The organism is Hoylesella timonensis 4401737 = DSM 22865 = JCM 15640, assembly GCF_000455445.1.
Taxonomy (GTDB): domain Bacteria; phylum Bacteroidota; class Bacteroidia; order Bacteroidales; family Bacteroidaceae; genus Prevotella; species Prevotella timonensis.
The window spans coordinates 91,576-111,784 of the sequence record NZ_HG417097.1; the positions used below are offsets into that span (position 1 = coordinate 91,576).

The 20,209-nt window shown below is 42.7% G+C and carries 14 protein-coding genes and 1 tRNA gene; 6 read left to right on the top strand and 9 right to left on the bottom strand.

Translation table 11 applies throughout. The features are described 5' to 3' along the window. Nucleotides 1–256 precede the first annotated feature (256 nt). The 8 genes from murI to BN35_RS08790 all read right to left on the bottom strand — a co-directional run bounded on the left by murI (nucleotide 257) and on the right by BN35_RS08790 (nucleotide 8,564). A complete protein-coding gene (gene murI / locus BN35_RS08755; RefSeq protein WP_028901065.1) occupies nucleotides 257–1,111 on the bottom strand; it encodes a glutamate racemase in 855 nt (284 codons plus the stop codon). Between the two features lie 24 nt (nucleotides 1,112–1,135). After that, nucleotides 1,136–1,648 carry an OmpH family outer membrane protein gene (locus BN35_RS08760; protein WP_025072193.1) on the bottom strand — a complete coding sequence of 171 codons (513 nt, stop codon included), beginning with the start codon at nucleotides 1,646–1,648 and terminating at the stop codon, nucleotides 1,136–1,138. Between the two features lie 269 nt (nucleotides 1,649–1,917). After that, nucleotides 1,918–2,418: an OmpH/Skp family outer membrane protein gene (locus tag BN35_RS08765; protein WP_008123698.1), complete on the bottom strand. Its 501-nt coding sequence runs from the start codon at nucleotides 2,416–2,418 to the stop codon at nucleotides 1,918–1,920. A 30-nt stretch (nucleotides 2,419–2,448) separates the two neighbouring features. Next, nucleotides 2,449–2,961 carry an OmpH/Skp family outer membrane protein gene (locus tag BN35_RS08770; RefSeq protein WP_008123700.1) on the bottom strand — a complete coding sequence of 171 codons (513 nt, stop codon included), beginning with the start codon at nucleotides 2,959–2,961 and terminating at the stop codon, nucleotides 2,449–2,451. Between the two features lie 100 nt (nucleotides 2,962–3,061). Next, nucleotides 3,062–5,677 carry a BamA/OMP85 family outer membrane protein gene (locus tag BN35_RS08775; RefSeq protein WP_025072192.1) on the bottom strand — a complete coding sequence of 872 codons (2,616 nt, stop codon included), beginning with the start codon at nucleotides 5,675–5,677 and terminating at the stop codon, nucleotides 3,062–3,064. Beyond that, nucleotides 5,674–6,435, bottom strand: a complete 762-nt coding sequence (locus BN35_RS08780) for an isoprenyl transferase (RefSeq protein ID WP_025072191.1) — start codon at nucleotides 6,433–6,435, stop codon at nucleotides 5,674–5,676. Before BN35_RS08780 ends, BN35_RS08775 begins: the two co-directional genes overlap by 4 nt. Before the next feature lie 20 nt (nucleotides 6,436–6,455). Then, nucleotides 6,456–7,139 (bottom strand): type IX secretion system protein PorG, encoded by a 684-nt coding sequence (porG, locus tag BN35_RS08785; RefSeq protein ID WP_025072190.1) that lies wholly within the window; start codon nucleotides 7,137–7,139, stop codon nucleotides 6,456–6,458. An 18-nt stretch (nucleotides 7,140–7,157) separates the two neighbouring features. Next, nucleotides 7,158–8,564: a DUF6242 domain-containing protein gene (locus BN35_RS08790; RefSeq protein ID WP_025072189.1), complete on the bottom strand. Its 1,407-nt coding sequence runs from the start codon at nucleotides 8,562–8,564 to the stop codon at nucleotides 7,158–7,160. Between the two features lie 863 nt (nucleotides 8,565–9,427). On the opposite strand from BN35_RS08790, the gene BN35_RS08795 reads away from it, so the two are divergent. Continuing rightward, nucleotides 9,428–9,498 (top strand) — tRNA-Gln (locus BN35_RS08795). A 52-nt stretch (nucleotides 9,499–9,550) separates the two neighbouring features. Here the strand turns inward: BN35_RS08795 and BN35_RS08800 are convergent. Further along, nucleotides 9,551–9,838, bottom strand: coding sequence for an HU family DNA-binding protein (locus tag BN35_RS08800; protein WP_458692669.1), 288 nt, complete (start codon nucleotides 9,836–9,838; stop codon nucleotides 9,551–9,553). Between the two features lie 195 nt (nucleotides 9,839–10,033). Between BN35_RS08800 and BN35_RS08805 the strand changes: the two genes are divergently transcribed. From BN35_RS08805 to BN35_RS08825, 5 genes are all read left to right on the top strand, one after another. Continuing rightward, nucleotides 10,034–10,951 carry a rhomboid family intramembrane serine protease gene (locus tag BN35_RS08805; RefSeq protein WP_025072187.1) on the top strand — a complete coding sequence of 306 codons (918 nt, stop codon included), beginning with the start codon at nucleotides 10,034–10,036 and terminating at the stop codon, nucleotides 10,949–10,951. Nucleotides 10,952–10,957: 6 nt separating this feature from the next. After that, nucleotides 10,958–12,043: an endonuclease/exonuclease/phosphatase family protein gene (locus BN35_RS08810; protein ID WP_025072186.1), complete on the top strand. Its 1,086-nt coding sequence runs from the start codon at nucleotides 10,958–10,960 to the stop codon at nucleotides 12,041–12,043. 118 nt (nucleotides 12,044–12,161) lie between these two features. Further along, entirely contained in the window at nucleotides 12,162–15,191 is a 3,030-nt protein-coding gene (gene secDF / locus BN35_RS08815; protein ID WP_025072185.1) for a protein translocase subunit SecDF, read from the top strand. A 339-nt stretch (nucleotides 15,192–15,530) separates the two neighbouring features. Beyond that, nucleotides 15,531–17,360 (top strand): transglutaminase domain-containing protein, encoded by a 1,830-nt coding sequence (locus tag BN35_RS08820; protein ID WP_025072184.1) that lies wholly within the window; start codon nucleotides 15,531–15,533, stop codon nucleotides 17,358–17,360. A 12-nt stretch (nucleotides 17,361–17,372) separates the two neighbouring features. Beyond that, complete coding sequence (locus tag BN35_RS08825; protein ID WP_248616667.1) at nucleotides 17,373–19,544, top strand: DUF3857 domain-containing protein; 2,172 nt, start codon at nucleotides 17,373–17,375, stop codon at nucleotides 19,542–19,544. Nucleotides 19,545–20,209: the final 665 nt, after the last annotated feature.

Sequence of the window (20,209 nt, forward strand, 5' to 3'; positions counted from 1 at the left end):
GAAAAAAAGAGTCGGTATTGTCGTAACAACCACAATAACAACGAATTATAAACCTCGATCATTTTCAGCGTATTTGCAACCAACTTTGCCGTTGGTTGATTTCACGCGAGTTATGAGAGGCACTTTGTAAAGAAAATTCAGCATTGATAAGCCTTCCATGAAACATACTACTAATGCTGCAAACGATGCTTGATGGAAGTTATTCTTTGTATAAATAGCATACTTCAACGAAAGGATATGCGATTGTCAATTTCCGTCATAAAGACGATTGGGGCGTTAAGTCAACATGCTCTACATTGACATTCTCATGCAGAAAGATTTGTGCCGAATCCTTAAAGCGTGCGGGGTTCTCCGTTGTAAAATATCGACAAGTCCCGTTTTTTGTACACTTCTCCTCCATTTCAGGATGGCGATACAGATAATCTTGCAAGCTGCGAGCCACATATTCTCCTTGTGCTACAATTCGTACACCTGGCTTATTGTATTTCTCTATCTTTGCCATTAACAAAGGATAGTGTGTGCATCCTAAGATAATGGTATCGATGGCTCCGTCCTTCGCCATAAGGGCATCCATGCGTTTTTTCACAAAATAGTCTGCACCCGGACTGTTTGCCTCGTTATATTCTACCAACGGAACCCAGAAAGGGCATGCCACTCCTGACACTTGAATATCGGGATAAAACTTCTGTATCTCGAGTGGATAGCTCTCGCTCTTTACCGTTCCCTCCGTAGCCAACAGTCCTACATGTCGACTTTGCGTGAGTTTGCCGATGATTTCGGCGGTTGGACGAATAACGCCCAGCACCCTTCGCTTTGCATCCAAATGTGGGAGGTCGTTCTGCTGTATGCTTCTCAAAGCTTTCGCAGAAGCGGTGTTACAGCCTAAGATAACAAGATGACACCCCATTTCAAACAGTTTGGTCACCGCCTGAAGGGTAAACTCATACACCACCTCAAAGGAACGCGTACCGTATGGGGCACGTGCATTATCGCCCAAATAAAGGAAGTCGTATTGAGGCAACAAACGACGAATGCTATGGAGGATTGTCAAACCACCATAGCCAGAATCAAATACACCTATTGGTCCCGGTTGTCGTGATAATTGAGCCATGTTCATCTTGTCCTTAACTGTCACTTATCGGTGAAGTACGCTCATCACCGCATCGTTCAAGTTGTCCCCGTAAGCCAAGTTTACGTAAGGGAGAGCATCGTTGTCCGCATTCAGCACGAAAGCATATCCACGCTCTCTACCTAATTGTTGAATGATGTGCAGCACTTTGTCCTTCACAGGTTGCATCGCATTCTTTTCGGCTTGTGCTAAAAGGCGCTGCGATTCTTTCTTGAAAGCGACGTTCCTCTCCATCATATCTTGTAATTCAGCTTGACGCTTCTGTAAGATTGAGGGAGCAAAATCGCGTTGTCCATCAAGGAATTCCTCATATTTTTTATTGAATTCATCTTCAGAACGCTTTGTTTCTGCATCGTACTTAGCACGCAAGTCGGCTATATTCTTTTGTGCCACGGCATATTCTGGCACCATTTTGATGAGCGAACTCAGGTTGAAATATCCAAACTTAGGTAGCACTTGCTGCGCTTGTGACAGCAAGGGTAGCATCAAAAATAACAGAAATAAGAGTTGCTTTTTCATTCTTCTATGTGTTTTATGTGATGAGAAAGAATCTTCAAAGAAAGCATGATTCGCCCAGTTTCCAAAGAATCTCCTTCCCTCTGTTGTTGATAAAAAAAAGAAAAAGAGTTAGCAAACACCGTCAGCGCATAGCACGCTTGCTCATATCTGCCAACTCTATTTCTTATCCATTGAAAGCGAACACCTGTCGTTACTACCAGTCATTGGTATGAATCAATGACTCTTTACTGGTAGCTAAGCTCAAAGGTCACTGACTTTCACCGTTTCATTTATTTCATCTTGTTCAATTCAGCCTTCACCTTAGCGGTTACATCTTCACTTAACGTCTCGCTAATGTAGGGAATGCCAGCGGTGACATCCATGATATAAACATAGTTGCCTGCCTTACCTACTGCCTGAATTGCTTTGACTAACTTCGCTGTGATGGGCTGCATTTTTTCTTGCTGAGCCTTTTGCAATGCCTGTGAGTTGTCTTGATAAGCTGTACGAATCTTTTCATTCAACTGCATCAGCGATTCCTCTGTCTCCTTTTGTTTGGTGGCATTCATGGTCGACTTCGTCTTATCATATTCCGAAGCCTTACGCTGCAATTCTTCTTGCATCGCCTTCAAGTCATTCTCATATTGCTTGGCAGTTGCTTCAATTTCACCACGTGCCTTCACAAATTCGGGCATGTCATTCATCACTTGTTGCGTGTTGAGGTGTCCGAACTTCTGTGCAAACAGAGCCATTGGTGCAAACAACATCAACATTAAAATAAGCTTTTTCATTTTCTTTGTTTTTTATTTTATGATTAATTATTAATTCGAATAACCTAATTTCTGCAACACTTCGTTGCTAATGTCTATTTTGGGAGAGCCAAAGATGATGCCCGAATTAGAAGCACGGTCTACTACAAGAGAATAACCGCGCAATTCAGATATCTCCTTCACTGCATTGTATATCTCGTCTTGAATGGGAGTCATGAGACTTTGTCGTTTCTTAAAAAGTTCTCCTTCAGGTCCAAAGTATTTACGCTTCAGTTCACTGGCGCTCTTTTCTTTCTTCATGATTTCCTCTTGACGAGCTTTCTTTTGCTCTTGCGAAAGAAACACCACTTCGTTTTGGTAATTCTTATACATGGTCGATGCTTCGGTATTCAACGCCTCCACTTCTGCTTGCCACTTCTTGCTCACCTGTGTCAGCTGCTCGTTGGCACGCTCATAAGCTGGAATGTTTTTAAGGATATACTCCATGTCCACTAGTGCAAACTTCTGTGCACTCATACTCAGTGCGGCTAAGCACATGAGACTCATCAATAATATTTTTTTCATTGGCTATCTATTTTATTGTTTTCTATGATGACGCTATTTGAATCAGCTTCGTTGAGATACGTCAGATGATTTAACCAAACAGCGTCTTCGTTCATCTTTTTTAGAATTCTTGTCCTAAGATAAAGTGGAACTGACTGCCACCTTTCTTTCCAAAGACAGTGTCGAAACCGTATGCCCAGTCAATTCCCATCAATCCAACCATCGGCAAGAAGATGCGCACACCAACACCCGCACTGCGCTTCATGTCAAACGGATTGAACTTCTTGGTTTCGTCCCAAGCATTACCAGCTTCTACAAAGCCAAGACCGTAGATAGTAGTGTTGCCTAACAGGAACGGATAGCGTAGCTCCAATGACATGCGGTCATACGCATAACCCTCATAACCGCGAGGGGTGAGCTGTCCATTTTCATAACCTCTTAGTCCAATAGTCTCTTCGGCATAACCCGTCGTATATCCACTCATACCGTCTCCTCCGACGTAGTAAGTTTCAAAGGGTGACTTTTTGTAACGGTTATAACTCCCTAACAAGCCAAATTCTACACGAGTCATCAGTACGAAACACTTTTGTCCACCCGACAAAGCCGTATAAGTTTTAGCCTTGAACTTCCACTTATGATATTCTACCCACTTGTATTTTTCTTGCTGTTCTGCCAAGTAAGTCGACGATTGTGGGTCGAGTGCTAAGTTTTGATAATCCTTTTTATCCCACTTAGACCATGGTGGAGTGAGTGAAACCGAGGCTGTAAACTCCGAACCTTTACGTGGATACAGTTGGTTATCGGTAGAGGTACGATTGATAGAGAAGTTCAAGTTCAAGTTGTTGGCATTACCTGTAGAGAGCAAGAAGTACCGCCAATTCTTCAACATATAGCGTGTATAGGCTAATTGAACAGACAAATTGAAGAAGTCATCCGGCCATCTCAGGCGCTTACCCCAACCCAGACTGGCTCCAAACATCTTGATGTAAGAGTCAGGGTCCAAGTAGTTTTCGTAGTTATTGTAAGTATAGTTTCCATAACCGTACATATAATTATAATAGTTGGTCATATACCCACTGTTATAATAGTTGCTGGACAGATCCGTTGACTTGGAGTAATAAGCACCGATAGAGAACTGGGTAGGACGCTTTCCACCAAACCAGTTGGTAGAGTAGTTCATGTTATACGACTGATAATATCGTCCATTCGTCTGTACACCGACAGACAACACTTCACCATCTCCAATGGGTAAGATGCCTCGACGCTCACTATTTTTATTAAATAGATTACGAATTGAGAAGTTATTGAGCTTCAAACCAACACGCCCAATCAATCCATTCTGTCCCCAACCGAGTGAGAATTCAACCTGATCATTGCTTTTCTGTTGCAGGTTCCAGTTGATGTCAACCGTTCCATTCTCAGGATCTGGCTTCACATCTGGATTCACCTTTTCTGGGTCAAAGTGTCCCATGGAAGCCAATTCACGTGCTGATCGCATGAGCGCCTCTTTGGAGAAGAGATCGCCAGGCTTTGTCTTGAGTTCACGACGCACCACATTTTCGTACAATCGGTCATTACCATTAATGCGCACATGGTTCAATCTGGCTTGTTGATTCTCTGTGATACGCATCTCCAAATCAATGGAGTCGCCCACAACGTTCATCTCTGTAGGCTGCAAGTTATAAAACAGATAACCATTATTCCAATATTGGTTGCCCACTGCATCCTCGTCTTCCGTGAGGCGTTTGTTCATGAGTGTCTGGTTGTACACATCACCTTTCTTCATTCCAAGCAAAGCACTTAGGTAGTCGGTAGGATAAACGGTATTGCCCACCCATGTGATATTGCGGATATAATATTTCGTTCCTTCGTCCACTTTTACATACACACTCACGTGTTTGTCATCAACCGTCCATACACTGTCTTTAACAATTACGGCATCACGATAGCCCAATTCGTTGTATTTCTTAATCAGGTTGCGCTTGTCTTCTTTCCACCTTTCAGGCGTAAACTTCTTCGATTTGAAGAGTGAACCTAACTTACCTGCCTCGTGAATCTTCTTGAATGCGCCTTTCTTGAACAGTCCTCCTTTGATTTTTGAGTTGGTCAAAGCTCGATTGTTATCGATGATAATATCACGAACACGCATTTTTTGCTTCTTATCAACAACGACATCCAAAATAACGCTATTCTTATTGGTCACATCATCCCGCTGCATAATGCTGATATCCGCATTGTTAAATCCCTTGTCATCAAAGTATTTTTTAGCCAAGAACTTTGCCCTGCTTAAGATATTTGGCGTCACTTGTCCACCTTTCAGCAAGCCTAATTTGGCTTCCATGTCCTCACGTTCCGACTTCTTCAATCCGATATAGTTGATTTCCGACACGCGTGGCAGGGTTTGCAAATAGATATTCAAGTAAATTTTGTTTCCCACTATCGAATCAGCTCCAATGGATACATCCGAAAACAGTCCATGCTTCCAATAACGCTTCACCGCATTGGTCACTTCATTTCCAGGCACTGTGATGGTTTGTCCCACGGTTAATCCTGAAATACCCGATAGCATATAGTCTTCGTATCCTTCGACTCCCGACACATTGATGCCTCCAATCACCAAGGTACGAGGTGTCCCTGCATAATTGATATCAGGATGTACGATCTTATCTTGCGCTTGAGACATGATAGAACTACCAAGTACGAGCGCTATGATTAGCACCTTTTTTATATGATTCATCTCGTTGAATTATTAGCTAACTTATTCTGATCTTCTATTTGTTGTTCTGTCTTACCAAACCTGCGTTGTCTGCTTTGATAATTGGCTATCGCGCGATAAAGGTCTTCCTCAGCGAAATCGGGCCAAAAGGTGTCGCAGAAATACAGTTCGGAATAGGCTATCTGCCATAGCAGGTAGTTCGACACGCGCACCTCTCCTCCTGTACGAATGAGCAAATCTGGGTCGGGCATGAATGCTGTCTGCAAATATTTGCTCACTATGTCCTCGCAAATCGCCTGTTCGCTTATCTTTCCTGCCTTCACATCGGTAACGATGTCCTGCACCGCCTTTGTGATCTCCCAGCGTGAGGAGTAACTTAAAGCGACCACCATAGTCATCGTTGCATTGTCTTTGGTATGCTCCTCGGTCTCGTGCAATTTCTTTTGCACATCCTCGGGAAGGCGTGCTATATCGCCAATCACTCGAAACCGAACATCATTTTTCATGAAGATTTCATCCTCGAGGGAGCTTAACACCAGTCCCATTAGTGCCGAAATCTCATCTGACGGACGATTCCAATTCTCCGTAGAGAATGTGTACAGCGTCAGAAACTTCACCCCCAACTTGGTACATGCTGCTGTAATTCTGCGTACAGTCTCTACACCTTCCTGATGTCCATAGCTTCTTTCCAAGCCACGCTTTGCAGCCCAACGCCCATTACCGTCCATGATAATGGCGATATGTGCAGGTATTCGGGTTTTGTCTAATTCATGATTCATTCGCTTCTCTACATTATCTCCTACTCAGCATCATTATGGCACGTCCTACACTTGGCTTGAAAACTATAGGTCAAGGTAAGCTGCAACGCCGAATAGCTATCTGTATTCTTAAAGGCTCCAGTGCTTTCTATCTGGTAAGGGTCTTTCACTCCGTCCAGTTCATCGCTCAACGAGAAGTGCATTGCCCACTCCAAACCTAAATTAACACGGTCACCTATTTTATATTTCACACCTAATCCCAAGGGAATGTTGCCAGTAAAGACATTTTTGTTGTTACCGGAAACATAGGTAGCTCCTACTCCTCCAAAGACAAAAGGAGTGAGTCGCTTTGCCCCACGATAATCTCTTCCTGTGCCGTATGGCCAAAAATTGTACTCGTAGGTCACGCTCAAGTCTCCCAACTGGTGAGCAAACTGGTAAGACTTCCCTGCCCATTCGGGGTAATACGTCTTCACTGCAGTGGAATTTCCCTTGAGTTTTCCGTAACTACCCATCACCCGAAGTGCCATACGTGGATTGAACACATAGCGCCACACTAACGAACCCATGGGTTGCAAGTTCTTCACAACGCTACCGTTGAAATCTCCTTGATACGAAACCAAGCCTGCACCCACTCCCACTTCCATGCGATATTCCACATCGTCCTGTGCATGAACTTGCACAGCGAACAGGAAACAGAGGATGGAGAGTAATCGATACTGCATGCCAACGATTGTCAATTGCTATTCTGTAAACGATTTTTGAACCTTTTCCCAGCCCAACTCGTTGAACCTGCCTTTCCATACTTGACCTGTTTTACCGCAGATGAGCCACAAGTAGTGGTTTTCATCACTCGCCATAGCAAACGAAGTTGCACTACTCTGAAAGTCCTTTGGGAAAGTTAGGTTTCCGTATTGATGCCAAGACAGTCCTCCGTCTATACTTCTATAGAATTGAGCGAAGGGCTTCACAGCACTACTCTCTCCCATTCCAGCACCGCCCATTGCTATGAGAGCATCGCCATTTTTCACCACCTGAAGATGATTCATGTTAGGCAATGCGTATCGGTCTGCCGAACGTTGTGAGAAGAATGTCCAAGGTTGTTGCTCGGCATTCGGGTCTGCATCGTCTATCTTACTCCACAAACAATTATTTTTATCGGTAGTACCTGCTAAGAACAAGCGATTCACACCACGATTTGTCATCACTGGGAACACCAACAAGGAGAAGTCTTTTTGAGGCAGCTGACCTCCTTGTTCATCGAGTTTTTCACTCGTCCAACTTTTCCCTTGGTTGGTCGACACCACAAGTTGCCCTTCCGAAGATACGGCATATAACTTATTTTCCGTCGCTCCAACCAGATGTTTCAATGCCACATCCACCACCTTCTGCCAGTTTTGAGCATCGACAGACGACAGCAATGCGCCATTGTTATACACATAAAAAGTCTGTCCCATCAAAGCCACATTCTGCCAAGCTTGTGGCGACAGAGCCACGTTGGTTGGCAGTTCGTGCCAGTCAGCCCCACTTTTAGTAGTAGCAGTATATAGCTTAGCGTGTTCGCCCTCCGTTCCAAAGACATATAGACGACCGTTGTTCACCAGCACACGCATACCTGTCAGCGCACCTAATGCTGACTGTTGCTTCACTGGCTGCGACCATTTGAAAACATCTGGTGCCTCACGATGCACATTGACATGTATCTTGTAGGTTGCCAAGGCAGTACCTGCTTGATTATATACCACAATTTGGCGTGGCTGAACAAAGTTTAACGAATCGGTCGCCTTGTAAAACTTGACAGAATCGTTTGCCACATTCTTGACGCCTAACACCCCTGCATTCTTTGTCGTTATCGTAGCCAACACCTTCGAAGCATCTATGCCAAGGGGCAAAGAGTCGGGATTATAGATTTCTCGTGTAAGCTGATTGATATAAAAGTGATAGTCGCTGGCTGCAAAATTGACAACGTAGCTACTATCTGCTCCACTCTTAGACGTAGTATGCACGACACGTTTCAAAGTCTTAATTGAAAAACTTGTGATTGCAGCGTCGTTATATGCTTTAGTTTCCTCATCGTCATTGCCGAGACAGGATACCAGCAATGGAGCAATAAAGAACAGCGAGACGAAGGGTAGGTATCTCCTTTTCATTGATGTCTGATTATAATTTTAGCTGCAAATTTATATAGAATTCCGCAAATAGCCCACCTTTTTAATACTTAATTATGCAAAATAGTGATTATTAGGACGTTTTTTAAGGTTGTTTAGGGTTTGGACATCTCTGCAATAACCACTTATCATTGATGACGACGAACGGTTGAGTTCATCAATCGTCAGTACAAGGAAGTTGTATATTATGTTCAATTTCGTTGCTTCATTCGCACATGGGAATGAACAAAAATCAATGTCATAAAATTTTACACCAACCTCCTCAAAACTCGCGTATTTTGAAGTTACGAAAGATTGTTTGCAAATATCGCAGAAATAGCGCACTTTGCCAACACTATGAGAATCAACACATTGAGAGAAAATACTGTTTTTTAACCCATAATAACCCAATAAAATACGGCATTAAAGCAGCCTTTCAATGCCTTTGTTACATTGTTTTTGCACCGCTGAAAACATGTTATAGTCGCATTAAGTTATGGAGATAACCGAACAAACTCATTGTAACAGCAAAAACAGAGACTAAAATTGAGCATTATACCTAATTATTTTTTCTATTTTGGTACTTTGAGAAGTGTTAAAAAACTGTCACTTTTATTGACAAAACAGGAAACAGAAAGATTTTATATCAAGCCTTTTATAGATACTTTTCTTGCGAACTCACACCTCACTACACCAACAAACGAATGTTGATCAATGAATACATTAATTAAATGAAGAAATGCAACTTTTGAAAATAAAAGTTCAAAAATTTGGCGGAAGATAAAAAAAACACTACCTTTGCAAAGTCTTAAAAAATGCCCCCTCAAAAGGGACACATTTCAAAAGGCAAACAACAAGCTACGCAGTGTCCTATGGTGTAATGGTAGCACAACAGGTTTTGGTTCTGTTTGTAGTGGTTCGAATCCGCTTAGGACAACAAAAAAGGTGATTCTTTCGAATCACCTTTTTTGTATGTTCATACGAGATGTTTACTTCAATGCGTCTGCAAGCTCGGCACCAGCCTTAAACTTAGCAACCTTCTTAGCTTCAATCTTAATCTTTTCCTTGGTAGAAGGATTGATTCCTACACGTTCAGCACGCTCTGAAACGCTAAAGGTTCCGAAACCAATGAGCTGAACTTTTTCACCTTTTACCAAAGCTTCTTTGATAGCATCGGTTGTTCCGTCTAAAGCTTTTTTAGCAGCTACTTTGCTGATACCTGCAGCTTCAGCAATTCTGTCAATTAATTCTGATTTATTCATTACTTTTGAGTTTATAAAGGATTAATAAAATGAGTTCTTCTGTCTTCAAGGGACAAATATAAACTAAACTTTTCATAAATCAAACTAAAAAGGCAAAAAAATGTGTTATTTACGCTAAAAAAGCCGTTAAATCACTGCATATCGTTCAAAAACCAGAGTTTTTTTGTACATTTGCACCCAATAAAACGACTCAAATTTTAACCCTTTACAATGCGCAGTATCCCTACCATTACAAAAAATTTGCTCATTATTAATATATTGGCTTTTGCAGCCATGTATGCACTTCGTAGCACTATCGACTTGAATAGTCTTTTGGGGTTACACTTTTTCATAGCATCCGATTTCCGCATTTACCAGTTGTTCACATACATGTTCATGCATGCCTCTTTCGAACATATATTCTTTAATATGTTTGCTTTATGGATGTTTGGTTGTGTAGTGGAACGCGTATGGGGACCAAAAAAGTTTCTGTTCTTTTATCTCACATGTGGCGTCGGAGCTGGATTGTTTCAAGAGATGGCGCAATATGGCTCCTATTTGGTAGAAGGACTGCCAGCTTACGACTCAGTACAGTTAGAAGGCTTAAGAATTTCCATGGATGAGTTTCTGAATCGTTGGACTACGGTGGGAGCGTCTGGTGCGGTTTATGGACTTTTATTGGCTTTTGGAATGATTTTTCCAGAAGAGCGAATTTTTATTTTCCCTCTTCCTATTCCTATCAAAGCCAAATGGTTTGTCATCTTGTATGCAGGCATCTCGTTGGTCATGGCACTCACTACCACAGGTGGCAATGTAGCCCACTTCGCACACTTGGGCGGTATGGTTGTGGGATTCTTCCTCATTCGTTATTGGAAACGTCACCCATACGGTTCCTCCTCTCGTTCGGAAGGTGAGCAATTCTTTGAGAATTTGAAGGATAAATGGGAAAGACATACGCACAAATCAGCAGAAACACCGCCCCGACATGAGTCTTATCAGGAGCACCAAAGCGACTGGGATTACAACGCTCACAAACAGAAAGAGCAAGAAGAGATAGATAGAATCTTAGACAAAATACGCAAAAGTGGGTATGACAGTCTATCGAGTGAAGAGAAGCGAAAACTCTTTGACAGCAGCAACCGTCGGTAAACTTACATGATTCGGTTTGTAAAAAAAATAATAATCCAAATCCTCGCTATCGCCAACGTGATGACTATTTTGGTCATGCTCATAGCGGGATATGCCGATAGGTTAGATCCTACAGTCCATCCCGCTTTGGCAAACATGGGACTACTACTGCCTGTGCTGTTAATAATGAACGTAGGATTTTTAGTGACTTGGGTTATTTTCCATTTCAAAAACTGTTGGATTCCCATCGTTGGGTTCGCACTTTGCTTCCCTCCTATTCGCAATTACTGCCCACTGAACTTACCCAAAGAAGCGCCACCACATGCCATCAAGGTACTTTCATATAATGTGTGGTACTTTGCAGGCTGGGAAGATAAGGGGAAAGCAAACCCTATTCTCACCTATCTGAGAGCACAAAATGCCGACATTGTGTGCTTGCAAGAAGCAGAGACAACGGAGGTAGGGAAGGAACGCATAGAGGCTGCACTCAATCCTATCTATGCCTACCATGACTTTTCACTGACCGAAAAAGGGTCGGACAGAATGGCTATTTACAGTAAGTTTCCTATTTTGAAGAAAGAAGCTATTCACTATCCTTCCGAAGGAAATCATTCAACGGCTTTCTTTCTTGACATCAAAGGAGATACTGTCATCGTCATCAACAACCACCTCGAATCCATAGGACTCACAGAAGAAGACAAGGATAGTTTTAAGGGCATGGTTAAAGGCAAATTAGAAACAGACTCTATCAAGATAGGTTCAAAGTCTTTATATCATAAGTTGGCAAATGCCACTAAAATACGCGCTCCACAAGCCAAAGCTGTTGCCCAGTATATAGAACAACATCAAGACAAAACCATCATCCTCTGTGGTGACTTTAACGACGGTCCCAACTCGTTTGCACGGAGAACCATTGCCAAACATCTACGCGACTGCTACATTGAAACAGGCAATGGACCTGGGATTTCCTATCATTTAGGAGGATTCTATGTGAGAATAGACCAGCTGATGTGTTCAAAAAACTTAAAACCATACCACTGTCAAGTAGACAATAAAATCAAAACGAGTGACCACTACCCCATTTATTGCTGGCTCGAAAAGCAAGCAAAATAAGTGCAAAATGCTCAAAAATATACATTTAAGCGCTATAAATTTTTCATAGTAACAAAAAAATAGTATCTTTGCACGTCTATAATTTTTTGGAAAAAACAATAATCAATAATAAATTAAAATGCAAAACAAAGGAATTGTAATTGTAACAGCCGTCCTTTTGACGCTTGCAAGCATCTTCTATTTGTCATTTTCTGCCGCCACACGCTATTACGATAGCCAAGCTGCCAAGCTGAAAGATCCGATAGCACAGCAGGAGTACAAAGACTCTGTGAAGTATTTAGGCATTTACTCTTATCAGAAATGTTTAGAGACACAAATCGGACTTGGACTTGACCTAAAAGGTGGTATGAATGTGATTCTTGAGATTTCGGTACCTGATGTTATCGAAATGCTCGCTGATCACAAGACAGACCCTGATTTTGTGAAGTCGATGAAGGAAGCAAGAGCTGAAGAAGAGACCAGTCAGAGCGATTTTATCTCACTCTTTATTAAGGCTTTCAAGAAGAATGCGCCACAGCGCAGACTTGCTGAAATCTTTGCTACCCAACAACTGCAAGGCAAAGTAAACCCACAAAGCAGTGATGAGGAAGTAGAGAAAGCACTGCGTAAAGAGTCACAAGCCGCCATTGACAACTCATTTAATGTGGTACGAACTCGTATCGACCAGTTTGGTGTAGTACAACCTAATATCCAAAAGTTGGAAGGTGAAGAAGGACGTATCATGGTAGAGATGCCAGGTATCCGCGAACCAGAGCGCATGCGTAAGCTCTTACAAGGAAGCGCTAACCTTGAGTTTTGGGAGACCTTCAATGCAGAAGAAATAATTCCTTACTTGAACCAATTGGACGCACAACTTGCACATGGCGAGAGTGTTGCGAAAGACACAACTGCTGTTGACTCAACAGTGGCTCAACCCAAAGCTGCTCAAAAGGTAAAGAAGGCGCAACCTAAGTTCCAAATCAAAGAGGAAAATCAAACAAAGAATGTACAGACTGCTAATGACGCACAGTTGGCTGCTGCTAAAAAAGAGCACCCATTGTTGGCAATTTTAAGCACAACAGGACAAAATGCACTAAGTTGTGTAGGTTATGCCAACGTACGTGATACAGCAGAAATCAACCGATTGATACATTCTGATATCGCAAAACAAATCCTTCCTGCAGACCTCAAACTCCTTTGGAGTGCAAAGCCAGCAGACGGTTTGCAAGTGAAAAACTATTTTGAGCTGCATGCTTTGAAGATTACTACCACCACAGGACGCGCTCCTTTGGAAGGTGATGTGATTACAGATGCAGCCGATCAGTTTAATCATCTATCAGGTCAGCCAGAGGTTTCCATGACGATGAACACAGACGGTGCTCGTCGCTGGTCAGCCATCACCAAAGCAAATATCGGTAGAGCCGTAGCTATTGTGCTCGATGGATTGGTATATACCTCTCCCCGTATCAATGGACAAATCGATGGAGGGCAATCTTCTATCACTGGTCACTTCACCATTGAGGACACCAAGGACTTAGCCAACACCTTGAAATCTGGTCGTATGCCTGCGCCTGCACGTATCGTTCAAGAGGAGGTTGTTGGTCCTACATTGGGCGCACAATCTATCCAACAAGGAATTATCTCATTTGCATTGGCATTCGTATTACTGATGATTTACATGATTGTGATGTACAATCTCATCCCTGGTATGATAGCCAACTGTGCTTTGATTATTAACGTGTTCTTTACGTTGGGCATTCTTACCTCGTTCCAAGCAGCACTAACGATGTCGGGTATTGCGGGTATGGTGCTTTCATTAGGTACTGCCGTCGATGCCAACGTGCTGATATACGAACGTATCAAAGAAGAATTACGAGCTGGAAAGGGTATGAAACAAGCCGTTTCAGCAGGTTACAGCAATGCCTTTAGTGCCATTTTCGACTCTAACTTGACCTCTGCAATCACAGGTGTCATCCTCTTGGTATTCGGTACAGGACCTATTCGAGGCTTCGCTACCACATGGTTGATTGGTATTGCCTGCTCATTCTTTAGTGCAGTATTCTTGACTCGCTTGGTTTACGAATACAAACTCAACAAAGATAAGTGGCTCAATTTGAAGTTCTGGACAGGTATTTCTGAAAATATGATGCAGAATACACGCTACAACTTTATGAAGATGTTCAAGACAAGTGGTACTATCTATGCCATTGCTATCATTATTTGTATCGGTAGTTTTGTTGTTCGTGGCTTGAGTCAGAGTATTGATTTCACAGGTGGTCGCAACTATGTAGTTACCGTAGATAAAGCTACGCATGTGGAAAATGTACGTGGCGTACTGAACAATGCTTTCAAAAATACAGTGGGTAAAAATGCAGGAGAACTGGCAACCACGAATGTAATCGCTATTGGTACCGACGGAAAAACATTCCGTGTATCCACCAATTATAACTTAGAGAGCAACGATCCTCAAATGGATGACAAGGCAGAAACCATCCTTTACAATGCCTTGACGAAAGCGGGCATGGTGAAGCAAGCAAATATTGAAGCCTTTAAGAATCCAGACATTCGTGAAGGAGGTTCCATTATCAGTTCTTCTAAGGTTGGACCTTCCATTGCAAAGGACATTACCAACAATGCAATCAAGAGCGTTGTGATAGCGTTAATTTGTATCTTCTTGTATATCTTGTTGCGCTTCCGCAACATCGGATTCTCCATAGGTTCTGTAGCTGCATTGATTATCGACACCACAATGGTGATAGGTTTGTTCTCATTGTGCTATGGCTGGATAGGTTTCTCTCTCGAAATAGACCAGACATTTATCGGTGCTATCCTTACAGTAATTGGATATGACATTAACGACTCCGTTGTTGTGTTCGACCGTATCCGTGAGAACTTGAAGCTACATCCAAAACAAGATATACAAAAGACCTTCAATGACTCTATCAACCAGACATTGGCTCGTACCATTAACACATCTGTTTCCACGCTCATTGTGTTGGTTCCAATATTTATCTTGGGCGCTGACAGCATTCGCAGTTTCGCCTTTGCTATGATTGTTGGTGTCTTTGTAGGTACGTTAAGTTCTATCTTCCTTGCTTCTCCAATTGCTTACTTAGTATTGGGACGCAAGATTAAGAACGAACAAGAAAAAGAAGCAGCCATTGCATAACAACTAAATAAAATCACAAGACGTGGTTTTCCAACTAACGGTGCAGTCAAATAGATTGCACCGTTTTTTATATATGAGGATGTTTCTGTGAGCATCTCTCTTTTTAATAAATCCAAACTTTCAAGCACCTTTGATTCGAAATCAAATGGTTTATTATTTCACCATTACGAGGCAAAGATTTGACAAGCACAGACTACTGGCAACAAAGCAACATGAACTTTCCTTTTTCGAATAAAAAAAATAAACAAAACGTATTGGCGTATTAATATTTTTGTTATTTTTACAACCACAAAGATGAAAGACTAAATTTCAATATATTATATCTTAAAAACATTTCTGATGAATGACATTTCTCACTTGAAATTATGGCTTGTTCTGCTGCTGACGCTGACATCCATCAAAATCTGGGGCGCAAAGCCCGTGAAAGACGTTGTAATAGATGACTGTACCGACACCTATGTGTTCATGTCTGACAACGATGGCAAGCCAATTGTGAAGAATACAGTGACAACACTTTATCAGTCTCTCTCACTTCGCAATATCAGTATACAACCATACACCTTGTATGGCGAGTTCATCTCTCTGGATAAAGCTTCAGGAAAAGGAGCCGCACAATATCGAAACGCAACGCCCGAAAATGTATTTTACGATGACACCAAGGTCTGCTTTTTCAATATTAACTTCGATCGGAAACGCCATGAGAGCAAGGTAAAGTTTGAACGTACTTTCAAAGATGTGCGCTATTTCACACGCATTTATCTTTCCGAAGATTTCAAGATTAAACACAAGACCGTTGTTATCCGTATTCCCAAGCAGTTCAATCAATTCAAACTAATACACCAAAACTTCACTCCGAACATCAAATTTGAACAGACAGAGGATGCCAATGACAGAATCTATACCTATACCATCACCGACATGGAAGGCATGGTGTCGGAGAATGCGATGCCTCCAATGGCTTCCATTTACCCATATATCTGTATCGTAGGAGCTTTTTCCGACTATCAAGATATGTACAAATGGTCTAACGAACTAACCCAAATAGACACGAAAATCCCCAACCTCTCTACCATACTGAAAGAGATTGGACAAGGAGCAAAGACCGATGAGGACCGCATTCGCAATACGTATGCATGGGTACAAAAGAATATCAGGTATGTTGCTTTCGAAGCAGGCATCACTGGACATCAGCCAGATCGGCCTGCAGAAGTTGTACGCAAGTGTTATGGCGACTGCAAAGGCATGGCGATGCTGCTCTGCACATTGCTTAAAGCACAGAAAATGGATGCACGATTGGTGGACATCGGAACGGAAGACATCCCTTTCAAAGCCAGTGACGTGCCTACCTTGGGAGCTGTCAACCACATGATTTGTATGCTAAGCCACGGTGGCAAGACCTATTGGCTGGATGCCACCAATCGTTTTATTCCTGCAACACACATCCCCGGTAACATCCAAGGACGAGAGGCTATGGTGGAGAATGGTGCTAACTGCACGCTCATGACACTGCCCATATTGAACAGTAACAGTTCTGTAGACAGCCTTTCATACCATTATACATTAGAGATGAACAATCAACCTCGCCTCGTGGGACACGTAAGTAATGCTTGGTGTGGCGATATGAAGGAGTTTTTCATGCGGACACATGATGCGACACAGCAAGGCGATAAGCTCCTTCTGCTCGCCAATGCAATGAATTCTGACGACCATGCTCACGAAATTACTGATGTAAAGTGGACCGTCAAAGACCGCAGAGAACCGTGGGCAATACTCGAAGGTAAGATCATCAACCGCACGGGAGTGCAACAAGCAGACCATGAGGTGTACGTAGAGCTAAATCCTCACAACGAACTGTTCTCGCAAAGAATAGACACTACCGACCGCACTCACGACGTTATGCTCCCACTCCGTTGCCGCATCGTACGCGAAGTGAGTGTGCAACTGCCAACAGGCTGCAAGGTTATGATACCTCCTTCGAAGAAATTCGACATGCCACAAGGAACGATGGAGTGCACCTTTACACAGAAAGACAACTGCGTCATATTGCGCCGTGTACTCACCATTCACCAACGTCTCTTACCCAAGGCGGACATCATGAAGTGGAACAACATGCTAAGCAAATGGAACGATGCATGCAACGAGCAGCTGGTAATCACGAACCTAAACTAAAAAACAGATATCATGAACAGAGTAAGTAAAATGAGAGTGTGCCTATGCACGTTGCTGTTGATAGGCACAACATGCGTGTATGCAGACAAGTTGGAGAAGTACAAAGCCTTTGCCGATACCATTAGGAAAAACGTATGGGCGATGGATCTCCCACAATTCAAAAACACCAACATTCCTTCCAAGTACAAGAACGAGAGTGCAGTCATCGTGGCATCCTACCGCGATGTGAGCGTTGCCCAGAAGTCGCACTTGAATCTCCTCACTGTAATCAATTTGAGCTTCAAGATGAAGCGAAACATTATCTCCAGCGACCTCAATCGTGTATGTATACACATTAACGACCAAGCCGCACTTAAGAAATATTCCGAGTTTGACTTCATTTCCTATTACCAACGCTACCGATTGGGTTGGAGCGAGAAAGTGCAGCATGTGCTTGGAGTAAGAGTCATTAAACCCGATGGTACTATAAGGGAAGTCAGCACAGATGACTATGTGAATACTGCAGAAGGAAAAAAGGACAAGGAGAAAGGGCAGAAATTAGCGGTGCCAGGATTGGCAGTAGGTGACAACATTGACATCTTCACCTACGAAGAGAAGAAATTTGAAGAGCATACCATGGAACCGTTTATCATCTCCTATCAGGAAGAATACCCTATGCTCTGGAAGAAGGTGCACTGCACGTTAGACAAAGACCTCACCTCACAATATCGAACACTAAACGGTGCTCCAGACTTCAAACAGAGTACCGATGAGGACAAGAATATCATCCTTGATGCTGAAGTGACCAATGTGGAGACTACCAACCCAGACCTATGGTATCATCAGCTGGAGCACTCCCCTATGACGATACTCAACATTCAGGGTAAACGACTCAAAGGAGAGTTTATCCCACCCAGTTCCAAAAGCAAAGGACTACATGCCAATCCCAAAGCCAAGGACATACAGGATGATGCATTTGAGTTTTATCGTGTAGCGACATTAGATTATTTCGGCAACCTTGAACTCAGAAAATACTGCAAAGCAGCTAAGAAACAATTTCCGAACATCACCGATAGAGCCGACTATATCTACGACCTTTTATGCTTCACATACGCCAAGGATCGTATCGTAGACGCTTCGCTCCGCAGATTCGCCTACAATCTTCAGTTGCGGCTCTTACAGGCTGGAATTAAGAAAACCAGAATAGGTATCACCACACTGGCTGGTTGCGAACCCATCGATCAGCTGTCTGTTTATGCCAATGGCGTGCCGTTCCTCTACCTCAAGGAGGGTGAACGCTACTATTCGTGGTGTCCATCGATTAACATAGCAGGAGAATTGAGAACTGACATGCAAGGGCGCAAAGCCATTCTTCAACCCGAGAATAGTAAAGAAGCTAAAAAAGATTATCCTGTCTTTGTGCTGCCTGCCAGCAAAGCCGAGGACAACCAAAGTGCCTATACGCTCAAAACAAAGATAGAAAACGGTACGGAGTTGGCGATTAACCATGAGCATCGTGCCACTGGCACCATCCGCGAACAACTCGGCACAGAGATACTTACATTGAAAGACGTGTACGACTCATACCTCGACCGAATGACTGATGCCAAGCCATTTACAGAGGCACTGGGAAAGAGAAAGGCAGAAGCCGAACAGCAAACACTGGAAAAGGCAAAAGAAGAGCAACAGGAACAGCTCAAAGATTTAGTGAAAAGCTATTGGGACAATACACCGAAAAATATCAGAGATTGCAAAATCGTATCGGTGGGTAGCTCCAAGAAAAACCGTAACCTGACCTACACCGCCAACTATTCCATGGAGGGAATGGTAAAAAAGGCTGGGCGCAACTTCATCATCTCTACTGGCAAACTACTGGGAGGAGTGTTAAAAGTGGAAGGACAAGAACGCCACCGCACTGCCGATATTGATATGATTTCGCCGAGACAAACGATGTGGAATATAGAGATAGCACTGCCTGAAGGATACAAGGTGTCGACAGATGCATTAGAGCAACTTCATAAGAACGTGACCAACGAGTGTGGCTCCTTTGTCTCCAAAGCATCAACAGCAGATGGCAAGCTGCTCATCAACGTGGTGAGAACCTACAACCACAAGCATGAACCAGCAGCCAACTGGGACAAACTGCTAAGAATTATTGATGCCACCAACGAGTTTACGAACATACAGACGGTCATCAAGATGTAAGCATGTAAAATATTTAGGCTGGTTCCATATATTACGGTGGTAATTTATAGAACCAGCCTTTAGTTTCGTATTTAGATATGAAGTAGTCATAGCGCAAGATGTAAAAGCTGCACACTCGTTGTTATTCTCAACAATCTGCATGAGCTAATCGTCCGATTCTGCATTAGTGATTTCATCCACTAACGCTATGACTTCTATCATCAGAATTCTTTTTTATATCGTCTCCTTCTCTTAATTTCTGTAAGTTATAGAAATAAACAATGCTTTTTAGAAAAAGGAGCAACCACAGCACCTACTTTTTAGGGTGATTGAGTGACTACCAAAAACACTAACAAGACTGCGTACGCAGCATTGGAGATATGCTACATGGAAGGCTCATCAATGCTGAATTTTCTTTACAAAGAGCCTCTCATAACTCGCATAAAATCAACCAACAGCAAAGTTGGTCGCAAATACGCGAGTTATGAGCAAGGTTTGTAATTTATTGTTATTGAACACGTTACACAAATATCAACTCTTTTCAATCCAATTCCTGCCCCTCTTTGGCGATTGAAGCATTGAGATAAGCCTGCTATTTGCATGCTTTAATGCTGCTACTGTATGTGAATAACACCTCTAAAGAGTGTTTCCAAGCGTGTTAAGTTGATGTTCTAACTTAAAAAGAC